This window comes from Corallincola holothuriorum, from assembly GCF_003336225.1.
In the GTDB taxonomy this organism is placed as follows: Bacteria; Pseudomonadota; Gammaproteobacteria; order Enterobacterales; family Neiellaceae; genus Corallincola; species Corallincola holothuriorum.
In genome coordinates this window covers 83472-106552 of record NZ_QPID01000008.1, presented here as the reverse complement: position 1 = coordinate 106552, position 23081 = coordinate 83472, and the positions used below count along the sequence as shown (strand labels likewise).

The 23081-nt window shown below is 50.1% G+C and carries 22 protein-coding genes; 11 read left to right on the top strand and 11 right to left on the bottom strand.

Annotation, left to right across the window (positions count from 1 at the left end; all coding sequences use genetic code 11):
• Positions 1-168 precede the first annotated feature (168 nt).
• The 10 genes from rsfS to lipA all read left to right on the top strand — a co-directional run bounded on the left by rsfS (position 169) and on the right by lipA (position 9224).
• Positions 169-498 carry a ribosome silencing factor gene (gene rsfS, locus DU002_RS13590; protein WP_114338941.1) on the top strand — a complete coding sequence of 110 codons (330 nt, stop codon included), beginning with the start codon at positions 169-171 and terminating at the stop codon, positions 496-498.
• A complete protein-coding gene (rlmH, locus tag DU002_RS13585) occupies positions 495-965 on the top strand; it encodes a 23S rRNA (pseudouridine(1915)-N(3))-methyltransferase RlmH (protein ID WP_114338940.1) in 471 nt (156 codons plus the stop codon). Before rsfS ends, rlmH begins: the two co-directional genes overlap by 4 nt.
• 6 nt (positions 966-971) lie before the next feature.
• Positions 972-2855, top strand: coding sequence for a penicillin-binding protein 2 (gene mrdA / locus DU002_RS13580; RefSeq protein WP_114338939.1), 1884 nt, complete (start codon positions 972-974; stop codon positions 2853-2855).
• A gap of 2 nt (positions 2856-2857) precedes the next feature.
• Positions 2858-3985, top strand: a complete 1128-nt coding sequence (gene rodA, locus DU002_RS13575) for a rod shape-determining protein RodA (protein ID WP_114338938.1) — start codon at positions 2858-2860, stop codon at positions 3983-3985.
• 14 nt (positions 3986-3999) lie between these two features.
• Positions 4000-4968, top strand: a complete 969-nt coding sequence (gene mltB, locus DU002_RS13570) for a lytic murein transglycosylase B (RefSeq protein ID WP_114338937.1) — start codon at positions 4000-4002, stop codon at positions 4966-4968.
• A gap of 1 nt (position 4969) precedes the next feature.
• Complete coding sequence (locus DU002_RS13565; protein ID WP_233496500.1) at positions 4970-5770, top strand: septal ring lytic transglycosylase RlpA family protein; 801 nt, start codon at positions 4970-4972, stop codon at positions 5768-5770.
• A 90-nt stretch (positions 5771-5860) separates the two neighbouring features.
• Complete coding sequence (locus tag DU002_RS13560) at positions 5861-7045, top strand: serine hydrolase (protein WP_114338935.1); 1185 nt, start codon at positions 5861-5863, stop codon at positions 7043-7045.
• A gap of 209 nt (positions 7046-7254) precedes the next feature.
• Positions 7255-7521, top strand: a complete 267-nt coding sequence (gene ybeD / locus DU002_RS13555) for a DUF493 family protein YbeD (RefSeq protein WP_233496507.1) — start codon at positions 7255-7257, stop codon at positions 7519-7521.
• A 76-nt stretch (positions 7522-7597) separates the two neighbouring features.
• Positions 7598-8263, top strand: coding sequence for a lipoyl(octanoyl) transferase LipB (lipB, locus tag DU002_RS13550; protein ID WP_114338933.1), 666 nt, complete (start codon positions 7598-7600; stop codon positions 8261-8263).
• Positions 8256-9224 carry a lipoyl synthase gene (gene lipA / locus DU002_RS13545; RefSeq protein WP_114338932.1) on the top strand — a complete coding sequence of 323 codons (969 nt, stop codon included), beginning with the start codon at positions 8256-8258 and terminating at the stop codon, positions 9222-9224. The genes lipB and lipA overlap by 8 nt, the downstream gene beginning before the upstream one ends.
• Positions 9225-9337: 113 nt before the next feature.
• Here lipA and DU002_RS19645 read toward each other — a convergent pair whose 3' ends face one another.
• Both DU002_RS19645 and DU002_RS13535 read right to left on the bottom strand, forming a co-directional pair.
• On the bottom strand, positions 9338-9970 hold the full coding sequence (locus DU002_RS19645) for an acyl carrier protein (protein ID WP_407642948.1): 633 nt from the start codon (positions 9968-9970) through the stop codon (positions 9338-9340).
• 172 nt (positions 9971-10142) lie between these two features.
• Positions 10143-10433, bottom strand: coding sequence for a YkgJ family cysteine cluster protein (locus DU002_RS13535; protein ID WP_114338931.1), 291 nt, complete (start codon positions 10431-10433; stop codon positions 10143-10145).
• Between the two features lie 279 nt (positions 10434-10712).
• Here DU002_RS13535 and DU002_RS13530 point away from each other — a divergent pair, with 279 nt between their 5' ends.
• On the top strand, positions 10713-12182 hold the full coding sequence (locus tag DU002_RS13530; protein WP_114339049.1) for a carbon starvation CstA family protein: 1470 nt from the start codon (positions 10713-10715) through the stop codon (positions 12180-12182).
• Positions 12183-12264: 82 nt separating this feature from the next.
• Here DU002_RS13530 and DU002_RS13525 read toward each other — a convergent pair whose 3' ends face one another.
• The 9 genes from DU002_RS13525 to der all read right to left on the bottom strand — a co-directional run bounded on the left by DU002_RS13525 (position 12265) and on the right by der (position 23037).
• Positions 12265-13860 carry an ABC-F family ATPase gene (locus DU002_RS13525; protein WP_114338930.1) on the bottom strand — a complete coding sequence of 532 codons (1596 nt, stop codon included), beginning with the start codon at positions 13858-13860 and terminating at the stop codon, positions 12265-12267.
• A 203-nt stretch (positions 13861-14063) separates the two neighbouring features.
• Complete coding sequence (locus tag DU002_RS13520; protein ID WP_114338929.1) at positions 14064-14300, bottom strand: TIGR02647 family protein; 237 nt, start codon at positions 14298-14300, stop codon at positions 14064-14066.
• 303 nt (positions 14301-14603) lie between these two features.
• Positions 14604-15440, bottom strand: a complete 837-nt coding sequence (locus DU002_RS13515) for a calcium-binding protein (protein ID WP_114338928.1) — start codon at positions 15438-15440, stop codon at positions 14604-14606.
• 397 nt (positions 15441-15837) lie between these two features.
• Entirely contained in the window at positions 15838-18885 is a 3048-nt protein-coding gene (locus DU002_RS13510) for a tetratricopeptide repeat protein (RefSeq protein WP_114338927.1), read from the bottom strand.
• A gap of 70 nt (positions 18886-18955) precedes the next feature.
• On the bottom strand, positions 18956-19381 hold the full coding sequence (locus tag DU002_RS13505; RefSeq protein WP_114338926.1) for a DUF1353 domain-containing protein: 426 nt from the start codon (positions 19379-19381) through the stop codon (positions 18956-18958).
• A 212-nt stretch (positions 19382-19593) separates the two neighbouring features.
• Positions 19594-19740 (bottom strand): DUF3149 domain-containing protein, encoded by a 147-nt coding sequence (locus DU002_RS13500; protein ID WP_114338925.1) that lies wholly within the window; start codon positions 19738-19740, stop codon positions 19594-19596.
• 130 nt (positions 19741-19870) lie between these two features.
• A complete protein-coding gene (locus DU002_RS13495; RefSeq protein WP_114338924.1) occupies positions 19871-21058 on the bottom strand; it encodes an acetylornithine transaminase in 1188 nt (395 codons plus the stop codon).
• A 196-nt stretch (positions 21059-21254) separates the two neighbouring features.
• Positions 21255-21548, bottom strand: a complete 294-nt coding sequence (locus DU002_RS13490) for a zinc ribbon domain-containing protein (protein WP_325048498.1) — start codon at positions 21546-21548, stop codon at positions 21255-21257.
• Positions 21549-21570: 22 nt separating this feature from the next.
• Positions 21571-23037: a ribosome biogenesis GTPase Der gene (gene der, locus DU002_RS13485; RefSeq protein ID WP_114338923.1), complete on the bottom strand. Its 1467-nt coding sequence runs from the start codon at positions 23035-23037 to the stop codon at positions 21571-21573.
• Positions 23038-23081: the final 44 nt, after the last annotated feature.

Here is a 23081-nt window from a genome sequence, read left to right as displayed (position 1 = left end):
ATGGGCGAACAACCAAAGCAGACTAAAGTGCTCGGTGCCGGATACCACCGGCCATTATCGCCGCCATTGAACGACATCAACTTATATCTCGCGTGAAGATTCTATCTAGCCACCTGCTCATGGTATGATCAGCGATTATTTTGCCAAAACCTCGACGAGAAACTGACTTTGCAAGCTGAAGAACTAACAAAATTTGTATTAGACAAAATTGATGACATGAAAGGACGCGACGTTCTGGTCCTTGATGTTAAAGGCCTGAGCACTATCACTGACACCATGGTCATCGCTTCTGGTAACTCTAAACGTCACGTTCAGTCGATTGCTGAAAATGTGGCGACTGAAGCCAAACATGCCGGTATGAAACCGCTAGGCGTCGAAGGACAAAGTGAAGGCGAATGGGTTTTAGTGGATCTGGGTGAATTAGTGCTGCACGTGATGCAGGAAAAAGCCCGCGATTTCTATCAACTGGAAAAGCTTTGGGGCCGTAACGGCGAATGAAGCTGCAGTTGGTCGCCGTCGGTAGCCGAATGCCAGGTTGGGTAGAACAGGGCTTTAACGAATACGCCCGTCGTTTTCCCCGCGAGATGGCATTCGAACTGATCGAAGTACCGGCAGGTAAGCGTGGCAAAAACGCCGACATTGCTCGGATCCTCGAACGTGAAGGGGAGCAAATGCTTGCCGCTGTCGGCAAAGGTAACCGTATCGTCACCCTTGAGGTGACTGGCAAAGATTGGACAACGCCGCAACTGGCACAGCAGTTAGACCGCTGGAAGTTGGATGGTCGTGATGTCAGTCTACTGGTTGGCGGGCCGGAAGGCTTAGCTCCCGCCTGCATCGCCGCATCGGAACAGCGCTGGTCATTGTCCGCACTGACTCTCCCCCACCCCATGGTTCGCATTGTGCTCGCGGAAGCGCTATATCGCGCCTGGAGCGTAACAGCCAACCATCCTTACCATCGAGAGTAACCATCGATGATGAGAAGACGGGTAGCAATTCATGATGCGGTGGCAGAGGGGCGCCTGTTCTCTCGCCGAGCCATGGTGTCGTTATTCTCTGTTATCGTCCTGCTGTTCGTGCTGATAGCCAATCTTTATCATCTGCAGATCAACTCATACAGCACTTACAAAACGCGCTCCAATGACAACCGTATCCGCCTACTACCGATAGCGCCCAATCGCGGCCTTATCTACGATAAGAACGGTGTGCTGTTAGCGGAAAACCGCCCCGTGTTCAGCTTAGAAATTGTCCCTGAAGAGGTCGATGATATTGAGCAAACCGTCACTGGCTTAGCCGAGCTGCTACCGATCACGGTCGAAGAGCAGGAGAAATTTCTCGAAAGTAGTCGCTTTAGCCGACGCTTCAAACGCATTCCGATCAAAGCCCGACTGAATGAGCAACAGGTCGCCATATTCAGCGTCAACCAACATCGTTTTCCCGGCGTCTATATTGAAGCCCGCCCTACCCGTTATTACCCTTATGGCGATGTGCTCACGCATGTGCTGGGGTTCGTCGCCAAGATTAACCGTAAAGACCTGCAACGTATCGAACAATCAGGCGATCTGGCTAACTATAAAGCCACCCGGGACATTGGTAAGCAGGGCATAGAAAAATATTACGAACGCTTCCTCCATGGTCAGGTCGGCTATCGCGAAGTGGAAGTAAATAACCGCGGGCGGATCTTACGCACCTTGAGCGTCCAGGAGCCAGTTGCGGGGCAGGATCTGTTCCTGAATATCGACATTAATCTACAGCTACTGGCACACCAGGCATTGGCTGGCTCCCGCGGTGCCATTGTCGTGATGGATGCCCGTGACGGTGCCGTGCTCGCCATGGTTAGCGCCCCGAGTTACGATCCCAACCTGTTTGTCCATGGGATCAGCAGCCGTGAATACCGTGAGCTGCTGGACTCGAAAGATCGACCACTGATCAACCGCGCCACCCAGGGAACTTACCCACCAGCCTCCACCATTAAGCCCCATTTGGCTCTGCTCGGGTTAGAAGAGTATATCGTCACCCCAACCACCCGCATCTGGGATCCCGGCTGGTACCAGCCGCAGAATGTGAATCGACGTTTTCGCGATTGGAAAAAGTGGGGGCATGGCTGGGTCGACATGGAACATGCCATCGGTCAGTCCTGTGATACCTATTACTACGAGTTGGCGCATAAGCTCGGTGTCGATAAAATCAGCGACTTTATGACCAAGTTCGGCTTCGGTGATTACAGTGGTATCGATATCCATGAAGAGAATCGCGGCACCATGCCATCCAGGGGCTGGAAACGCGCACGTTACAACCAACCGTGGTACTTAGGTGACACTATCTCGGTGGGGATCGGTCAGGGTTATTGGACCACGACGCCAATCCAGCTTGCTTCTGCAACTACTATTTTGGCCAATCGGGGTAAGCATTATAACCCTCGGATCTTAAAATCATTCCAAACACCAACCGGCACCCTGGCCGTCCCCAAGGACGAGCAGCCCCCCTTGGTTTTGAAGCAGGAAAGTAATTGGCAGCCCGTCATCGATGCCATGTATGGCGTTAACCACAAGATCAAAGGCACGGCATTTAAAGTGTTTGCTGACGCTTGGTACCAGTCGGCAGGTAAAACCGGTACGGCACAGGTGATCGGGATCGCCGATGATGCTGAGTATGACGCCGAGAAAATCGATGAAAGGCACCGCGACAATGCGATGTATATGGGCTTTGCACCGGTTAATGAACCACGCATTGTGGTCGCGGTCGCCGTTGAGAATGCCGGCGGCGGTAGCTCAAATGCGGCGCCCATCGCCCGCCGCTTAATGGATTACTATATGAACAACACCTCCCTATTGCCTGAATTTAAGCCGGAGCTATAACCATGCTAGGCAGCGCTAACGAAACCCAGGGAGCCCAAAGTAAACAATCAATATGGTTTCGTATGCATATTGATATGCCGCTTTTAATTGGCCTCATGCTATTGATGGCCATAGGTCTACTGGTTATTTACAGTGCCGGGGGACAGGAAAAAGCCTTGGTGATACGCCAAGTCACCCGCCTAGGTATTGGATTAGTCGTGATGTTTATTGTCGCGCAGATTAACCCCTTGAGTTACCAGCGCTGGGCCCTGCCCGCCTTCACTTGCGGTATAGGGCTATTAGTCGCCGTATTGGTTTTTGGCCATGTTGGCAAAGGCGCACAGCGCTGGCTCGACCTGGGGGTGATGAAATTTCAGCCATCTGAGATCATGAAACTGGCGGTACCATTAATGGTCGCTTGGTTTATCTCCAGGCAACCACTGCCGCCACGTAAGCGCGATCTCACTGTCGGTGCCGTGCTAGTGCTTCTTCCTACGCTGCTTATTGCCAAACAACCCGATCTAGGCACCTCGCTACTGATCGCCGCTTCAGGGATATTCGTACTATTTTTGGCCGGTGCCAGCTGGCGCTTGATCAGCTTCTTTTTTGCCGCTATCGGTGCTTTCGTGCCCGTGCTCTGGTTCTTTCTCATGCATAACTACCAACGCCAACGGGTACTCACTTTCCTCAACCCGGAAAGCGATCCTTTAGGCAGTGGCTACCACATCATTCAATCTAAGATCGCCATCGGCTCCGGCGGTTTATGGGGCAAGGGCTGGTGTCATGGTACGCAATCACAGTTGGAGTTTTTACCTGAGCGTCACACCGACTTTATTTTTGCTGTTTTTAGCGAAGAGTTTGGCCTCATGGGTGTACTGGCGCTGTTAGCTATCTATCTATTTATTATTATTCGTGGCCTGATGATCGCCTCTCAAGCGCAACAGGCATTTAGCCGATTGTTGGCGGGGAGTATTGTCCTAACCTTCTTCGTTTATGTATTTGTAAACATTGGTATGGTGTCAGGATTGCTCCCTGTGGTGGGTGTTCCACTGCCTTTAGTGAGTTACGGTGGCACATCAATGGTGACTCTGATGGCAGGATTTGGCATTCTGATGGCTATTCATACACATCGGCGCCTTATTGCCACTTGACCGGAGTTGTCATTTTGTCCCTATACCGATCGTTTTGTTCCCTTGTTGGCGGCTTATTTTTAAGCTTACCCGTTGCTGCCGCCGACACTCAGTTCGAAGAATTTACCCAGCGAATGGTTAGCAAACACCAGTTTGAAGCTGGCTATATCGAAAACGCATTAGCGGGTGCCAGTAAGAATCAAAAGATCCTCGATGCCATCGCTCGCCCCTGGGAAGCAAAACCTTGGTATCAATACCGTCCAATCTTTATTAAACAAACACGTATCGACCAAGGCGTTGAGTTCTGGCAAGAGAATCAGGCTGCACTGGAAAAAGCCGAAAAAGAGTTCGGGGTGCCAGCCGAGATCATTGTCGCCATTATTGGGGTCGAAACATTTTATGGTAAGCACAAAGGCGTTTACCCCGTTCTCGATGCACTCTACACCCTGGGATTCTACTATCCCAAACGCGCCAAATTCTTTCGCAGTGAACTAGAACAGTTCCTGATCTTAAGCCGCGAAGAGGGCTGGGAGATCACCCAACCAATGGGCTCCTATGCTGGCGCCATGGGCTTAGGTCAGTTCATCAGCTCAAGCTACCGCCATTACGCTATCGACTTTGATGGTGACGGCAAGCGCGATCTCTTCAACAACACCACCGATGCTATTGGTAGTGTCGCCAACTATTTTTCAGAGCATGGCTGGAAATCTGGCGAGGCCGTCACCTATGCCACCAGTGTGTCTGGAGAAAAGTATCAAGCGTTGCTAGAAAAGGCGCTAAAGCCCAGGCATCAACCCGCAGAATTGGCTAGTCACGGAGTCGAACTGCCAAAAACCACACTTCCTGCGCCGGTCAAATTGTTAAAGTTTGAGTTGGAAGTGGGTCACGAGTATTGGATCGCGTTACATAACTTCTATGTCATCACTCGCTATAACCATAGCCCCTTGTACGCCATGGCCGTTTATCAACTCAGCCAAGAGATCGCAAAAGCAAAGGCCAAATAAGGTGAAACTAAAAACATGGCATGGTGCCATCGTCTTAGTACTTAGTAGCCTGCTACTGCCTGGATGTGGCAGTAGCAGCGGCCAACGTTATCAAATAGCCAACGATCACACGCCCAGCTCACCGCCGGATCTGGATGCCATCAGCGACCCTGTGCCGCGTTATGAGCCGAAGAGCCGCCAGGGCAATATGAAAAAATATACCGTGCGTGGCAAACAATATCAGGTGATGGACAGCGCTGATGGGTTTAGCGCTGAAGGTGAAGCTTCTTGGTACGGTGCTAAGTTTCACGGCCACTTGACCTCCAACGGTGAAATTTATGACATGTACAGCCTCAGTGCCGCCCATAAATCGTTACCACTACCGACTTATGTCCGCGTAACGAATCTGAAAAATGAGCGGCAGGTGATCGTACGGGTTAACGATCGTGGCCCGTTCCACGGTGGCCGTATCATTGATCTCTCGTATGCCGCGGCCTACAAGTTAGACATGCTCAAATCAGGCACTGCGCAGGTAAAAATTGAAGCTATAACGCTCACTGAAGATAGCTCTGAGCCAGTCAACCCGGATCCAATAGAGCCCTACTTTGTACAAGTGTTGGTCACTGGCAACGAAGGCAAAGCGAACCAATTAGCCAGCCAACTGTCAGACCAGTTTGATGTGGGTAGCCTGACCCTAGAAAAAGATGGTTTACATAAATTACGTCTCGGACCACTAAACAATGTTCAGCAAGCAGAAGCGCTACTGGCAAAATTAAGAGCGGAGGCATTTCCTAATGCCTTTCTTATTCGGCCAAACGAGTGAGTTATCTCAGATTTGAGTTAACTTTCTGATATAGTAGCCAACATTCATGGGGTATCCCCCGAACAAGGATTAACAACACAAGTCGTCATCATGGGAAAAATCAAAAAACTCTCCTCTCGTCTGCTTATTTCCGCCACATTCGTTACTGTGGGTCTTTTTTCTGTCGCGAACGCGGCACCTGCGGTTGTTCCTAAAGCGCCAGATGTCGCAGCCAAAGGCTACCTGTTGATGGATTACCATTCAGGCGCGGTGTTAGTTGAAAGTAACGCAGATGAGATCTTAGCGCCCGCCAGCCTGACCAAGATGATGACCAGTTATATCATCGGCCGTGAGATCGCCAGCGGCAATATCTCGCCAGACGATAAAGTACTGATCAGTGAAAATGCTTGGGCGAAGAACTTCCCCGATTCATCAAAGATGTTTATCGAGGTGAACACCTACGTCAAAGTCTCGGATCTTAATCGCGGTATCATCATCCAATCAGGTAACGATGCGTGTGTCGCTATGTCAGAGCACATTGCCGGCTCCGAAGACGCCTTCGCCGGACTGATGAACTCTTATGCCGAACAACTCGGTATGGGTAGCAGCCATTTTATGAACAGTCATGGCCTGCACCATGAAGATCACTACACTACCGCACGGGACATGGCGACCCTGGCGCAAGCCTTGATCCGCGATGTACCAGAAGAGTACGCGATCTACGCCGAAAAAGAGTTCACCTACAACGGCATCAAGCAGTACAACCGCAACTCCCTGCTGTGGGATAAAAGCATGAATGTGGACGGCATTAAAACTGGCCACACCTCGAAAGCGGGATACAGCCTTGTCACCTCGGGTACCAAAGATGGTATGCGCTTGATCTCGGTCGTGATGGGTACAAACAGCGAGCAAGCCCGTAAAGCAGAAAGCAAAAAGCTGCTGAATTATGGTTTCCGTTTCTTTGAAACTGTCACCGCGAAAAAAGCGGGAGACGCGATCGTCAATCAACGTATCTGGTACGGTAGCCAAGAAAACGTCGAGTTGGGTGTATTGGATGATGTCGTAGTCACCATTCCCCGCGGCCAGGCTGATAAGCTCAGCGCTGATTTTGGTTTAGAACGCCCACTGGAAGCACCGCTCAGCAAAGGCGAACAGGTCGGCAGCATTCAATTTAGCCTAGATGGCAAAGTAGTTGCTGAGTACCCCCTCGTTGCCCTGCAGGATATTGAAGAAGGCGGATGGTTCAGCAAACTCGTCGACTACCTAACACAGTTAGTAATGAGCTGGTTTGAATAACCCGTTTTAAAACCAACTAAGCCACCGTTAATGGTGGCTTTTTTGTGGCCTTAGCGGCTACAACGGCCGCCGTGACGCCATCATCAGCAAGACAGCACCCCAAAGCAAGATGGCGATCTTAGTCACAAAACTTGATTGCGCAATTGCTAACCACTAATATAGCCGCCCTTAGAAAACCTGTTCCGAGCAGCAAATACGGGGTGCGAGCGATAATGAAAGTCAATTTTGATGAACTGGTCGAGTTTCCTTCAGTTTTTCCATTCAAAGTAATGGGATTAGCGGATCCGAAACTGCCAGAGCGCGTTGTTAGTGCGGTACAGAAACATGCCCCCGGTGATTACACCACAACGGTTCGCCCTAGCAGCAAAGGCAACTATCACGCGGTTTCTATCCGTGTCACGGTCACCAGCCAAACCCATATCGAAGCATTATATAAAGCACTCGGTGAGATCGAAGGCGTTAAGCACGTCCTCTAATACCCCTACGTTTGCTGGCTGGTATTTGCCCCTCCAGCCAGTATAATGCCTGCAGTTCAACGCAGGCAGTTGCAATTTGAATAACCCATCTCTTATCGTCCGTCAGTTAGGCCAACGCCCATACCAGCAAACCTGGGATGCGATGCGTGACTTTACTGATCACCGCAGCGCCGACAGCACTGACGAGATCTGGCTGGTAGAACACCCGCCAGTATTTACTCAGGGGCAGGCAGGCAAGGCAGAACACCTGCTGGCGCCCGGTGACATCCCGGTGATTAAGGTAGACAGAGGGGGTCAGGTTACCTACCACGGCCCAGGGCAGCTGGTTGCCTATATCCTACTGGATCTGCGCAGGAAAAAGCTGGGGGTACGTGAACTCGTCACCCAGATAGAACAAGCCATCGTCAATACACTCAAGCAGTATGATATCGATGCCTATCCCAAGGCCGATGCGCCGGGTGTATACGTTAGTGGCGATAAGATCGCATCCCTCGGGTTGCGGATCCGCAAAGGTTGTTCGTTCCATGGATTGGCGCTAAACGTCAATATGGATCTATCACCGTTCCAGCGCATCAACCCCTGTGGTTATGCTGGACTGCTGATGACCCAGGTCGCCGACTTAGGTGGCACGGATAACATAGATGAATTGCAGCCAGTGCTGATTAACGCATTAGCTGACGAGCTGGGCTTAACCGCCGAGCAGATAGAAGTCATAGACGAGTCAGATAAAACTTATGAGTGAAAAACCACGTCGCCTCGAAGCCGGAGTAAAACTCCGTGATGCCGATAAAATGGCGCTCATTCCGGTCAAAGTGATACCGACTGAGAAAGAAGAGATGCTGCGCAAGCCACCTTGGATGAAGGTAAAGCTCCCCGCATCCAGTCAACGCATCGAAGAGATAAAAGGCGCAATGCGCGCCCATGGCCTGCACTCCGTATGTGAAGAAGCTGCCTGCCCTAACCTGCCGGAATGCTTTAACCACGGTACCGCCACCTTTATGATCATGGGAGCTATCTGCACACGGCGCTGCCCATTCTGCGATGTTGGCCACGGCAAACCGTTGCCTTTAGATCCAGAAGAGCCGAAAAAACTGGCGGAAACCATCCGCGACATGAAACTAAAGTACGTCGTGATCACCTCGGTTGACCGCGACGACCTGCGTGACGGTGGTGCCCAGCATTTTGCCGATTGTGTGCGTGAAATTCGCGCTCTCAGCCCACAGATAAAAATTGAAATTCTGGTGCCAGACTTCCGCGGCAGGATGGATCGTGCGCTGGAAGCACTGGCAACAGCGCCACCAGATGTGTTCAATCACAATCTGGAGACCGCACCACGCCTATACAAGCAAGCGCGTCCCGGTGCGGATTATCAATGGTCGTTAACTCTATTGAAGCGCTTTGGTGAGATGTTCCCTAATGTACCAACCAAATCAGGTCTGATGGTGGGTTTAGGCGAAACCAACGAAGAGATCCTTGAAGTAATGACGGATCTGCGGGCGCACAACGCCACGATGCTGACCATCGGCCAGTATCTGCAACCTAGCCGCCATCACTTGCGGGTAGAACGCTACGTCCATCCTGATGAGTTCAGCATGTTCCGTGAAAAAGCCGATGATATGGGCTTCGATCACGCCGCATGTGGCCCATTAGTACGCTCCAGCTACCACGCTGACCGCCAGGCAGCCGGTGAAGAGGTGAAGTAAGCCTTCGCTGTTGCGTGATTGAATAGCAAAAGCCCCGTCAATTGATGGGGCTTTTTGTTTACTGACGAAAGCGTGCCTAATCTAAGCCGATATCGTCGATAAAATGAGAAGACTCAGAAAATTGAGTCGAGTGGCACACCTGATTGTTCAGAGGTCAACTCCATCACCCGGGCCAAAACATCATCTCTTTGCCAAAGCTTCTCATTCGATGATGTCACGTAAGGGATGAAATCCTTCAGATACTGATATTTTTGCGGGATAGTATCCCTAAAGTACTGCGCAATAAATTCAGCAACCATCATGTAAATAACGCCAACGACACCGCTCAGCGGCAAAGATATATTCCATAAATACAAGGTTCCTGCCAGTAACACTGGGAACAACCAAAACAGCGTCATTCTGGCTTTTGGATTGATTTCCAAGGGACTCAAATCTGCGTCACCCAGTGCTTCAGACAATTGCCGCCAAACAGACTTGATGTCGATATCGCCAGCTAGAAACGCCTTCATTTCCGAATCAGGGCGCAACTGCTCCCGCCGCGCCCCGAGGGACTTCATCATCACTTGTCGAACATGATAAAAACCATGCTGTGACGGGCAAAACGAGGATTCAGCTGTTCGTAGACGCTTATAAATATAATCAGTAAGCATGCCAGGCGTGGTAATACTTCCTGCCGCCTCATCCGGTATTGCTATACCAAATTCATCTTCACATGCAATCACCAGCTCAACAGCATCTAACCCCATACATACTTCCTCGTCATATATCGATCCCTGAAGACAGCGGTATTCTCCTAAACGGCTCTACAAACACGTTAGTTGCACAAATCATCACCTTTGCGCACGCTTCGCCTAACACACCGAAAATGCCAATACGACATTCAGCCTATCTGCTTCGCTAATAGCAACGACAAGTCCGTTACATGTTTTCAGTACGCTCAACAATGCACTCATAGGAACCCATCTCAAACTCACGACAGATCCAGGGGCGATTGTCGTAGATGGTGCACATCAAGGTTTCACGATCTAACGCGGAACACCAACCATCAGCTAAACGCAGCATGGTTTCGCTACCAAACTGATCAACCGAAATATGCTCAGCAGGAACACCAGTGTCGGTGATTAACATCACTTCTAAACGACAGCAGCAAGCCTGGCAATTGGCACAGGTGATCTCAGGCTCAGCTATATTTTTAATCTTTATCGTCACGTTTATCTGCACTCAATTCAGTTACCGCATCATACGCCAAATAGCGCAGCCATGAGCAAAGGTTTGCTACACCGCGCCTGCGCTTATCGCCCCACGGGCTGCATCGAGTGCCTAGTTACAAAACAAAGTGCCACTTTAACTATCGAATTATTTCAATTGGTTATCACCATCATACCGGCTTAACAACCCCGACCTTGGTCTAATAGGAGAAAGCTTGACCAAGCAATCGGTGTGAATGACACTCAAAAGATAATTATTAAACAGCATGGACAGCAAAACATGTTTATCTTCTTTATCTGTATCGCGTTACTACTCTTGGCATACAAGTTCTATAGCCCCTTTGTAGAACAGCAGGCGGGTATTGATATCAACGCCAAAACACCCCAGTCACGATTTAGTGATGGGGTTGATTACGTGCCCGTACACCCAGTGAAAGCCTACCTGATCCAGTTCCTCAACGTGGCTGGGGTTGGGCCAATTTTTGGCCCTATTCTCGGCGCGCTTTATGGCCCTATCGCCTTAGTATGGATTGTATTGGGCAATATTATTGGTGGTGCCGTGCATGACTATTTCTCTGGTGTATTGAGTATTAAGGAGGAAGGTAAGAGCTTACCGGAAATTGCCGGACACTATTTTAACGTCTATTTCAAAGGCGTCATGCTGCTGTTTACGGCAATGCTGCTGTTTTTTGTAGGTGTCGTATTCATCATGAGCCCAGCCGGCTTACTGAGTAACCTGGAGTTTTTTGAAGGTACGATATTTGCCAACAACACCTTCTGGGTATTAGTCATTCTGGGGTACTATTTTTTAGCTACCCTACTCCCCATCGACAAAATCATCACCAAGCTTTACCCCCTGTTTGGGTTACTGATGATCGTAATGACCGTTTCTATTGCAGCCGCACTGCTGATCAGCGCCCCGCAACTGCCGGAGGTGGGTGACATCTTTGCTTACTTCGATCACAGCCACTACAACAGCGATCTACTTGAGCCCAATCCCGATGGCCTACCCGTCTGGCCACTGCTTTTTGTCACCATCACCTGCGGGGCCATTAGCGGCTTTCATTCAACGCAAGCACCGATCATGGCTCGCTGCCTAACCAATGAGAAATATGTTCGCCCAGTCTATTACGGCGCAATGATGTCGGAAGGGCTCGTCGCGTGTGTTTGGGCAACAGCGGGCATCGCTGCTTTCCCAGGTGGCTACGTTGAACTGAAGAGCATTCTAGACGCAGGAGGTCCCGGTTTAGTAGTGAATCAAGTGGCGACCAGCTACCTGGGGGTTGCTGGTGGCGTGATGGCAATTATCGCCGTGGCAGTCTTTCCTATTACCTCTGGCGATACTGCGTTTCGCTCACTGCGTCTAACCATCATTGATGCGTTTAAGATCCCACAGAGCATTCGCAATCGACTGCTGCTAGCCTTACCGATCCTGATCATCGCCTACTTTATGACTAAAATTGATTTCTCGCTGATCTGGCGCTATTTCGCGTTCTCAAATATGCTGCTTTCCACCAGCGTATTGTGGCTGGCGACTAAGTATCTATTCGACCGAAACGCATTCCACTGGATTGTCAGCTTGCCTGCAGTCGTCGGCACCTGTGTCACCGTCTCTTACATCTTAACAGCAGGTATCGGCCTTGGATTACCGCAATCGATGAGTCAACCCGCAGGGATCGCGACTGGCGTGATTTGCTTAACGGCTCTGATATTCCTAAACAAAAGAAGAGAGCTACCAGCGGTGCCTTAGAAGCTAAGTGACCGATAGCAAAACATGAAAAAGGCGCTGAGTTCAGCGCCTTTTTTGAGCGTTAACCGCAGGTGATTGCGATCTACTCTTCGACACCCTGAGACTTCAGGTATTCGTCGTAAGTGCCGTGGAAATCGGTCACGCCATCTTCGGTTAACTCGATGATCCGTGTTGCCAAGCTGGAAACAAACTGACGGTCGTGACTGACAAAGATCAGGGTGCCTTCATACTGCTCTAACGCCATATTCAGGGATTCAATCGATTCCATATCCATGTGGTTGGTCGGTTCATCCATCAGCAGAATATTTGGCGTTTGCAGCATCAACTTACCAAACAACATCCGCCCCTGCTCACCACCAGAGATCACATTCACTGATTTCTTGATATCGTTCTGCGAAAACAGCAAACGACCCAAAGTACCACGGATCACCTGCTCGTCATCGGCCTCTTTGCCCCACTGATCCATCCAGTCGTAGAGGTTCATATCCTGTTCAAACTCACTGGCGTGATCCTGAGCGTAGTAGCCGATATGACTGTTCTCAGACCATTTTATCGTGCCCTCTTTCGGCACTTTGCGTCCGGCTAAGGTGTCTAACAGTGTCGACTTACCAACACCGTTTTGGCCGATCACGGCAATACGTTCACCCACTTCCACCAACAGATCCAAGCCTTTAAACAGCAGCTCACCGTCGTAACCTTGTCCCATTTTGCTCACTTCCAGGGCATTACGGTAAAGCTTCTTCTCCTGGGTAAAGCGAATAAATGGGTTCTGGCGGCTAGAGGCTTTTACTTCTGCCAGTTGGATCTTGTCTATCTGTTTGGCCCGCGACGTTGCCTGTTTCGCCTTAGAAGCGTTAGCAGAGAAGCGAGCAACAAATTGCTGCAACTCAGCGATCTGCGCTTTCTTCTTCGCGTTGTCGGCCATCATCGTAGCGCGTGCTGCAGTAGCTGCCGCCATGTACTCGTCATAGTGACCTGGGAACAAGCGCAGTTCACCGTAATCCAGATCGGCCATATGCGTACAAACACTGTTCAGGAAGTGGCGATCGTGAGAGATAATAATCATGGTGCAGTTACGTTGATTCAGGACCCCTTCCAACCAACGGATGGTGTTGATATCCAGGTTGTTGGTCGGTTCGTCAAGCAACATCACATCAGGATCGGCAAACAGCACCTGAGAAAGCAGTACCCGAAGTTTCCAACCCGGCGCAATCTCGCTCATCGGGCCAAAATGCTGCTCGACCGGAATGCCTACACCCAATAGCAACTCACCAGCACGGGCTTCGGCGGAATAGCCGTCCATTTCGGCAAATTCGGTTTCCAGATCGGCCACCCGCATACCATCTTCTTCACTCATCTCTGCCATGGAGTAGATGCGGTCACGCTCTTCCTTTACTTTCCAGAGTTCCGCATGACCCATAATCACTGTATCGATCACGGAATACTCTTCATAAGCAAACTGATCCTGACTCAGTTTGGCTAAACGCTCGTTGGGATCCAACATCACTTTGCCGGAGGTAGCTTCCAGCTCGCCACTGAGGATCTTCATGAAGGTGGATTTACCACAGCCATTGGCACCAATGAGACCGTAGCGGTTACCACCACCAAATTTGACTGAGATGTTCTCGAACAGCGGCTTTTCGCCGAACTGCATGGTGATATTGGCGGTTGAGATCACAACAAAACTCCATTGACTGGATTGAACGAAAAAGTATTAGGTGTTAAGAGGGTGGCAGACTACACAGATAGTGCCAATTGGGCAATCCAGAATGCGTTTTTTTAAGGGGAGAAAATGCAGATGGAACGGTCGTTCACTGCGGCTTATATCAGCAGCAAACGACCTCTTTTCTTTGCGCTTAAGGGGTTAACACACAAAGCTGACTAGCTGGTCATCAGCAGCGACGCCATCGCTTGCGCGTGCTCTGCTGTTTCTCTTCCTAAATCGGTTAAATAGCCACCATCTGGCATGGTCACTAAGCCTTTATCATGTAATCGCTGAGTGGCTTCAATCACCTCAGGGGCTGCATCATGGTGAACTTTTATTCCTTCAAGCGTTGTATCGAGATTAAAGCGGCACAAAATGTTCAACTCTTGGATTGTGTCGGCGGTGTAAGGCATAGTCGATCCCATCAATGTTGGTCTTATAAGAAATGAAATTACGATTGAGCATAGTGCAGTCAGACGAATTTAAAAAAGATCTGGATCATGCCGATACAGGCAAGCATTAAGACTCTGTGACAGAGTACGCAGTTGCAACAGCGGATGTATGAAGGACGGTTAAATAACAGCCAAAAAAAATAGGCAGCCATCCTTGGCCGCCTTCAATTCGCGTGGAATCACTCTTATCGTTATTATTCGGTTGCTTAGGCTCCCCCAAGGGCGCCTGTTACGTTCTGTTGCTGAAGCTCTCCTTCTCTTCGCTTATTCAAAGTCCAGACTTTCAGAGCCTGACAGGGCGACGGATGAAAGCATCTGTTGCTGTTTCAGGCGTACCGCTTGGTTTTCCAATACACCAGCGATATCAAGGCCTTTAGGTTTGCCCAAAAACAGGCTTTCACCATCTACTCCTTCGACATAATCATGTGCATCAGCACCGTGGATAACGTCTTGCCCCGCCTGGCCGAAGATCTCATCGGCACCATGGCCCGCCCATATGCGGTCGTTACCAGTGCCACCATAAATCTCATCATTACCCGTTTGCGCAATAATCATGTCGTTACCGCCGCTGCCATATATGAGGTCGTTACCACAGCCCGCTTGCAGCAGGTCTTTACCCTGCAACCCGTCCATCCGCACATCAATACAACGGCTCATGTCGTCATCTATCACCATCACGTCGTCATACTGCGAACCACTCATATTGATCCGGTGCATATTCAGCGACGCACTGCGCCAAGTATGAAACTCGTCCCAGCGCTCATCCTGACTGTCGATGCGAAAAACACTCATATCACCCGACAGGCCGTCGCTGGTTACCAATAATGAGCAGCTACTTTTACAATCAACCCACAGTTGTTGGTCATATAGAAAAGCAACAACCTCAGCGTTCTGGCGACACTCTGTTATCTGCTTTGGGTCAATGGTTTCAGCGGCACCAAAAAAGCTGTTCTTAGCGATCTCTTTCGCTGCAACAATCCGGCTGCTGTCAGAACAGTCCCGTGTGACATCATCTATTTCACCAAACAGCATCAGTAAACCAATAAATGCGACGGCTGCTGAACAGTTCAATACACCGCGATAAACCCATTGTGTCTTCATTGTCTTTCCCTACCCAAAGCACCTGTGATGCGACGACTTGCATATCAGTAGTGCGAAACGTTGAGCAAAGATTAGAAGTTGCTATCGATAAGCGCATTCAATCAGCGGACAGATAACACCAAATAACGGACAACCTATTAAAAATCTTTATTTTCAATAAGATAAAGTCAAAAACAAAATCAACAATAAGCTTGTGGCATTAAAAAACGGACACCAAAATGGCCGTTATTTATAGCTCTGTCGCAGAAACAATAGCGGTGTCGGATATGGGATACAGTGAAAAATCGGCCATTTTCTATAATCGAGAACGGTTGGCCGATAATTGCTACTAAAGTGCGCTTGTGGCTGATACCAAACTACCAGCCACAAGCAGATGTTGAAGAGACGCGCGCTGAAATTAGCCCGATGAAGTTTGTTGCCGCACAAAATCGCTCGGACTCATGCCAAATTTTTGCTTAAAGCACTGGCTAAAGTAAGCGGGTGAAGAGAAACCAACAGCGGAGGCCACTTGTGTTACCGCTTCGCCCGCTTGCAACGCATCAGCCGCTAACTTTAAGCGGAAGCTGCGAACGTAATCCGTGGGCGTTTGGCCAAATAGGGCCTGCATTTTGCGTTGCAATTGCCGCTCACTCATTGCCACGGCATTGGCGATCAGCGCTTTATCCAAACTGCTCTGTGAATAATGCTGCGCCAATACCCCTTCCAGCTTTTCAACAAACTGACGATCCCGTTGATTAAGCCCCGCCGCACTCTCTTGATTGGGTTGCGGCGTTCCACTCGATTCTGCACTCTGCTCCGGCTGCGGATCACGCAACTGCAGCTTTTGCGCAATCAAGCGCCGCACTTTAATCAGACCAGCGCAACGCAGTTGCAGCTCATCCGGGTTAAATGGCTTCGACAAGTAGGCATCAATATCGCTTTGCCATGCCTTCAAGCGACTTTCATCATCGCCTTTGGCGGTGAGCAACATCAAAGGAATATGGCTAGTTGCGGGGTTATCGCGGATTAAACGACTCACTTCGAAACCATCAAGCGACGGCATCATCAGGTCGGTGATAATCAGATCCGGTACCTGCTCTATCGCGATCTGTACCGCGGTAGGGCTGTCGGTCTCTGTAATGCAGTGGTACTGATTGGCTAAAACATCAGCCACCATGGCGACGATCTCCGGGTGGTCATCAATAATAAGCACCTTAGGGCGCACGCTATCATCAGCCGAGGCTTGCTCGCTGTCACTATTCGACGCCACCGGCGAGGCTGCGGCAGATTGAGTCGCAGGTAATGGCGCTGCAGATAACACCTGCCCCGATTCACTAGCGGGCAGACTTGTTGCGAGCGCTTCTAACGTCATATATCGGGGCAGCACTACGGTAAAAACCGTCCCTTCATTGACTCGGCTACTGACACTGATTTCGCCTTTATGCGCCTCCACTACCTCTTTCACCAAGGCCAGACCAATCCCCACACCGGCAGTGCCCTCAACATCCACATGGGCACGTACGAAACGTTCAAATATCTGTTTCATCGCTTCGTCTGTCATGCCGATACCACTGTCAGTGACCACCAACTTCAGTTTTTCGTTCTCTGCTGTTAAAGACGCCGCCACACGCCCGCCTTCTGGGGTGTATTTCACGGCGTTACTCAGCAAATTAACCACCACTTTTTCTAACAGGTCGTGATCACCTATCAAGCAACAATCCGGCGCAATAGCGGTAGTTAGCTGGATCCGTTTTTGCTCAAAAAGAGGCCTTAACTCCAGAGTGGTCTGCGCCACTAGCTGGTCTAACAATACACGCTTGGCGTCCCGCTCTTCGCCCGCTTCCAGCTTGGCCAGTTGTAACACCTGTTCAACCATGCGCAACATACGCTGTGCATTCAGCTCGATCTGCGCCAATAGAGATTGTCTTTTTAACTCTGGCGTGTCGGCAGACTTTAATTGATGCAGCGGGCCCAAGATCAGCGTCAGTGGCGTACGAAATTCATGGCTGATATTGGCAAACAAGGTACGTTTTTTCTCAAGTATGGTCTCTGTTACGCTGGCCTTTTCCGCCATCAGCAGACGTCGGCTGCGTTGACGGTAGGTGAGGAATGAGAAGCCCAACAACAACACCAAACTGCCCGATAACCAAAAGTTTCGCTGATACGCCTGCGCCGCAAGCTCCGACTCACGCAGTGCATTTTCCTGCTCAAGTAAACGGATCGATGCCTCTTTCTCCGCCACGCCAAATTTCTGGTGCAACTCCTGAGCCTGCATCCGCATTTCAGAATGCTGTAACCCCAGGGTGCTGCTTTGAAACTGTTTCAGGTAAGCGAGTGCCTGTTGATAATCGCCCATTGCTTCACTGGCACGGGACAAACCAAGCAACAACGGACCTTCATAAGCGCCCAATGTACGAGTTCCAACTTGCGCCATCGCTTGTTGATAGATCTCAAGGGCAACGGCAGGCTGCTGTTTATCAAAATAAGCGTTGCCGAGCCGCACAGCAATATCGGGACTAAGCACGCCATCACTGAGATCATCTGATAGTTCTAACGCTTTTTCGTACAGGGCTATCGATTTATCAGGCTGATTTTGCCGCGCATAAAGATCGGCAATATTCTGATAGGATTGCGCCAATGCGGCTTCCGGCCCATGACGCTGATAATAATCCAACGCCTTTTGATAGTGACGCATTGCGGCATCAAACTGACCAGCGCTGGCTTCAACATTACCCAACAGATTTAGTACGCGCATGAGGTCTTTACCACGCTCTTCCTGCGTAAATATCATCTCCGCCTGTAGCAAACGCGCCTTGGCAGCATCGAACTGCCCCATGTCCAGTTCGATTTCACCGATATTGGTCAGAGTTCGTGCCACGGATATCGGATTTTCGTATTGCTCTTTATAGACCAGAGCTTCAATAAAGTACTGCATCGCCAGGTCTAACTTGCCTAACAGTCGGTAACTGACACCGATATTATTAAGTGTTGAGCCCAGGCGCTTCAGGTTGCCACGCTTTTCATCATTGATCCGTAACCGCTTGAAAATATCCAACGCCAGCACAGGGTTATCGTGGTAGAGGTAGATAGACGCGATACCGTAATCAGAACGGTGCAACAACTCATCATCAGCCAGCGCCAGCGCGAGTTCGCGGCTATCTTGGTAATTAACGATGGCGGCATCGGGCGCACCGAGCGCCATATTAGCCCGTCCCATCAGATAGCTGATACGCGCTTTTCTATCGGTGCTATCGACTCGCACTATGGCAAGGCTTAACTGCGACAATGACTCAGCGGGGGCATCTTCGACCTGTTGAATAGCACGGCTAAAATTGGGCTCTTGGTGTAACCCCACCAGATCCACAGCGCCGACATTGCTCGGTAATAAGACGGCAGCCAGTAACCAGTAAAAACAAACCGGTTTGCTAAAACAAAGATAACAAGAGGAGAAGAGTTGCTTTGCCACGACATATCCCACAGAAATTAGTCGGCCTCAGTCTATTGCAACCAACTCCAATGACAAGCGCGACAGTGCATTATCGCGGGGCACTCAACACATTTTTCACGGCGTCTTCATGACTTGCTTTACCACCAAATAAACGCACACCCCAATACACCCACCACGCCCGAGGCGATGACATGCCATCCTCTTTACATTGGCGCTGCAGCAGTCGGTCTGCGATATCGCGATACTCACCTCTATCCAAGTGGCCATTTCTCATTAACTGATATAACGCATCGTGCACCAATGAGCCACGCATGAAGTTGGCCGTATCCAGCGTCGGACCAGATGGGCCGTCCCAAGCATAGCCAGCTTTAATACTGAGCACGCCAAACGTCGACAGCGTTAGAAAAAGCCCATCGTCAATCGCCTCTGCAGGTGACAAAGGTAGCTTCACTTCAAAGATTTCTACCAGTTGGTACTTGTAGCCTTTCTTGTATTTGATCGGCAGCACAGTCATCCCTCCCCTGTACCATGACTGAGGTTCAGCCACGAAGATGCAGTAAGCATAGTCAAATTAGTAGCGGCAAGCGGCAGAAGGTAAAGCAATTGTTGGATGAGAAAGGAGGAGACGCACCACCAGTAGGCCGCCAATAGGCAGAGTAACGAAGCGGGGTTAACGGCACTGCGACAAGCCGTTAACCCCCTATTGCCAGATCCAGGGAGGGTCTGTTAGCAAGACTTATCGTTTGGGTCTTTCAACGCTCGGCTGATAAACAGCCAAACGTAATAACCCATAATAACCACAGTAGATAACACTACCGCCATTGACATGAGGCCAATCGCATCACCAAACAGCAGATCCATCCAGAGTTCCATGTTCGTTCTCGGTTGCGAATGATGCTGCCATCGTAGCGATTTCGTTCGCCATAAAACTGACCCAAATCAAGCCAAATTGAGACTGCTGCACCGCCTGATTAAAGTGTGAAGCAAGCAACAATTCATGCCATCAATCCTTCTCTGCTAGTAGCTGCTCGATCCCTTGGATAAGTCGCTGTTCAAACAGCTGTAACTCCTCAACAGTAAAGTTCAGTGCGGCCATAACTCGTAATAGGTTGTGCCGCAAGCCATTCACCAATAGTCCTAATTCAAAACAGGCGGCTTCTAATTGAAACGCGTCTACAGTGGAGGAGCCATGGGTATTCAGCGCCAGCAATAACCCTTGCCCCCGCACTTCGCCTAAGCCAAAACGCTGCGACACCTGTTCCAGAACACGGCGTAGCGCGGCACCGTTGGCTTGCGCCTGAGCGAGAAACGTAGGATTCGCGACTATATCTAAAACCGCATTCGCCGCAGCGGCTGAAAGCGGATTACCACCAAACGTACTGCCTTGATCGCCCGGCTCGAAGCAGCAACAATGGTTTTTTGCCAACATAGCAGCGATAGCGATGCCGCCACCAAGCCCTTTCCCCAAGGTGATCACGTCCGGCGTCACCCCAAAAAGTTGATAAGCAAACAACTCACCAGTACGGCCAATCCCAGTTTGCACTTCATCGAATACCAGCAGTAGCTGATGCTCATCCGCCAACGCTCTTAAGCCCTGTAAAAAACATTCAGTAGCGGCAACAACCCCGCCTTCTCCCTGAATAGGCTCCAACATGATCGCCACGGTGTCTTTGCTGATCGCGGCCTCTACGGCTGCCAAATCATTAAACGGCACCCGATCAAACCCTGGCACTTTGGGTTCGTAAAGCGCATCAAAAGCGGGTTTGCCACAGGCTGACATGGTGGCCAGAGTTCGGCCGTGAAAGCCGTTTTCAAAGGTGATGATTCGAAATGCACCGCCCTTATTCTGCGCCCCCCATTTACGCGTTAACTTAATCGCAGCTTCATTTGCTTCAGCGCCGGAGTTGACTAAATTAACCTGATCGAAACCACTGCACGCGCGTAAACGATCCGCCAATGCCAACGTTGTTTCGCTATGATAAGCCGGGCTCGGTGTCATCAAACGCGACGCTTGCGACGAAATAGCCTCCACCAACACTGAAGGGCTATGGCCTAAACAGTTCACCGCCCACCCTTGGATAAAATCTAAATAACGTCGCCCTTCGCTGTCTTGCAACCAACTTCCCTTGCCGGAAACAAACTTAACTGGCGGTCTTTCGTTTAGGTTCATCAAAGGTGTCACAAGCGACATAAGCTTTACTCCAGGCATAAAAAAACCGCGGTACAAAAAATGTAACCGCGGTGTCCAGTTCGAAAAAACTAAGTAGAACTAAGTGCCGAACAACGCGGTAATGGCGTTGCTACGTCGGCGGGTCTCAGAAGAAATAGTGACTATTAATGCTGTCATAATGCATAATTATTAACACAGGAGTTTAATCGGTGCAAACTTATTGATTAACCATGTGATAAGAACGAACCACTTTTGACTTCGACTTAAGGCTATTACAGTGATTACAAAAGTAATCAACTGCACCACACGCCTTTAATGTTTCCACCTGCTCACCACACACATCACAACAAACCTTCTCGACATAGTCGGCCTGGCATGCAGGGCAATGCAGTTGCTTGTTTTCGGCCTGCAATAGACCGTGACATTCGGGACAATGGGGATGGGTATAAGACATGGGTTTACCTCGGCTAACATAGATCCAATCAGTTAAGCCAAGTGTAACAAGAGCCACAACAGTGGCTCTTGTTTTAACGCTATTTTTTCTTGTGAAACTTCATCATCCGGCGGCGTTTATGTTGCTGAGACTTACTCAGCTCCTGACGGCGGCCGGCAAATGGGTTGTCACCTTCTCGATACTCAATACGGATCGGCGTGCCCATGATCTTCAATGAACGACGATAGTAATTCATCAGATAACGGCGGTAGGACTCAGGTAGACCACTCAACTGATTACCATGGATCACGATAATCGGCGGGTTATAACCACCGGCATGGGCGTAGCGCAACTTGATACGACGCCCCTGGATCATCGGTGGGTTGTGATCCTCAACCGCGCCTTTAAGAATGCGCGTCAACATCGAGGTATTGATCCGCTTCGTCGCTGAGCTATAGGCTTCTTCTACTGACTCAAACAGGTGGCCAACACCCGTGCCGTGTAACGCAGAGATAAAGTGTAAACGGGCAAAATCGATAAAGCCTAAGCGACGATCCAGCTCACGCTTGAGATCATCCTTAACCACTTGATCCAAGCCATCCCACTTATTGACTGCAATAACCAATGAGCGTCCGGCATTCAAAGCAAAGCCAAGTAAGCTCAGATCCTGATCGGATATGCCAGAGCGGGCATCCAACACCAATAGCACCACATTGGCATCTTCAATCGCCTGCAAGGTTTTAATCACTGAAAACTTCTCAACCGTTTCAGATACCTTGCCACGGCGGCGAACACCAGCCGTATCAATCAGGACATAATCCTGCTCTTCGCGTTGCATCGGGATATAGATAGAATCACGAGTGGTACCGGGCATATCGTAAACAACCACCCGCTCCTCACCAAGAATACGGTTAGTGAGTGTTGATTTACCCACGTTAGGACGGCCGATGATAGCCAGTTTGATCGGCATATCTTCAAACGGCTGACGATCCGCATCCGGCTCTTCCTCCGCTTCGTCATCCTCAACCTCATCCGGCCAAGGCTCCTCTTCCGGTTCCTCTTCTTCAATCAATTCAGCAAGGAACGGAGCCATTGAGGTTTCCAGCAGTTGATTGACACCGCGGCCATGGGCTGCAGCAATACCATGCACATCACCCAAGGCAAGGCTATAGAAATCGGCTGTCACGACGTCAGCATCAACACCGTCGATCTTGTTTGCTACCAGAAAAACTGGCTTTTCTAATCGGCGCAGGTGACCGGCAATGGCTTCGTCGGCGCTAGTCACGCCAGCACGAGCATCAACCAAGAACAGGACGGCATCGGCTTCTTCAATCGCTTGCAAAGACTGACCAGCCATTTCAGCATCGATCCCCTCTTCTCCGCCATGAATACCGCCGGTATCAATCACCAAATACTCCATTTCGCGGTAGCTCGCCTGACCGTATTTACGATCGCGAGTCAAACCAGGGAAATCAGCAACTAAGGCATCACGGGTGCGCGTGAGTCGATTAAACAGTGTCGATTTACCCACATTTGGGCGGCCAACCAAAGCCAACACAGGAGTCATTTAAAACCTCATTTAAATAGCAAAAAACCCCGGCATCGCCGGGG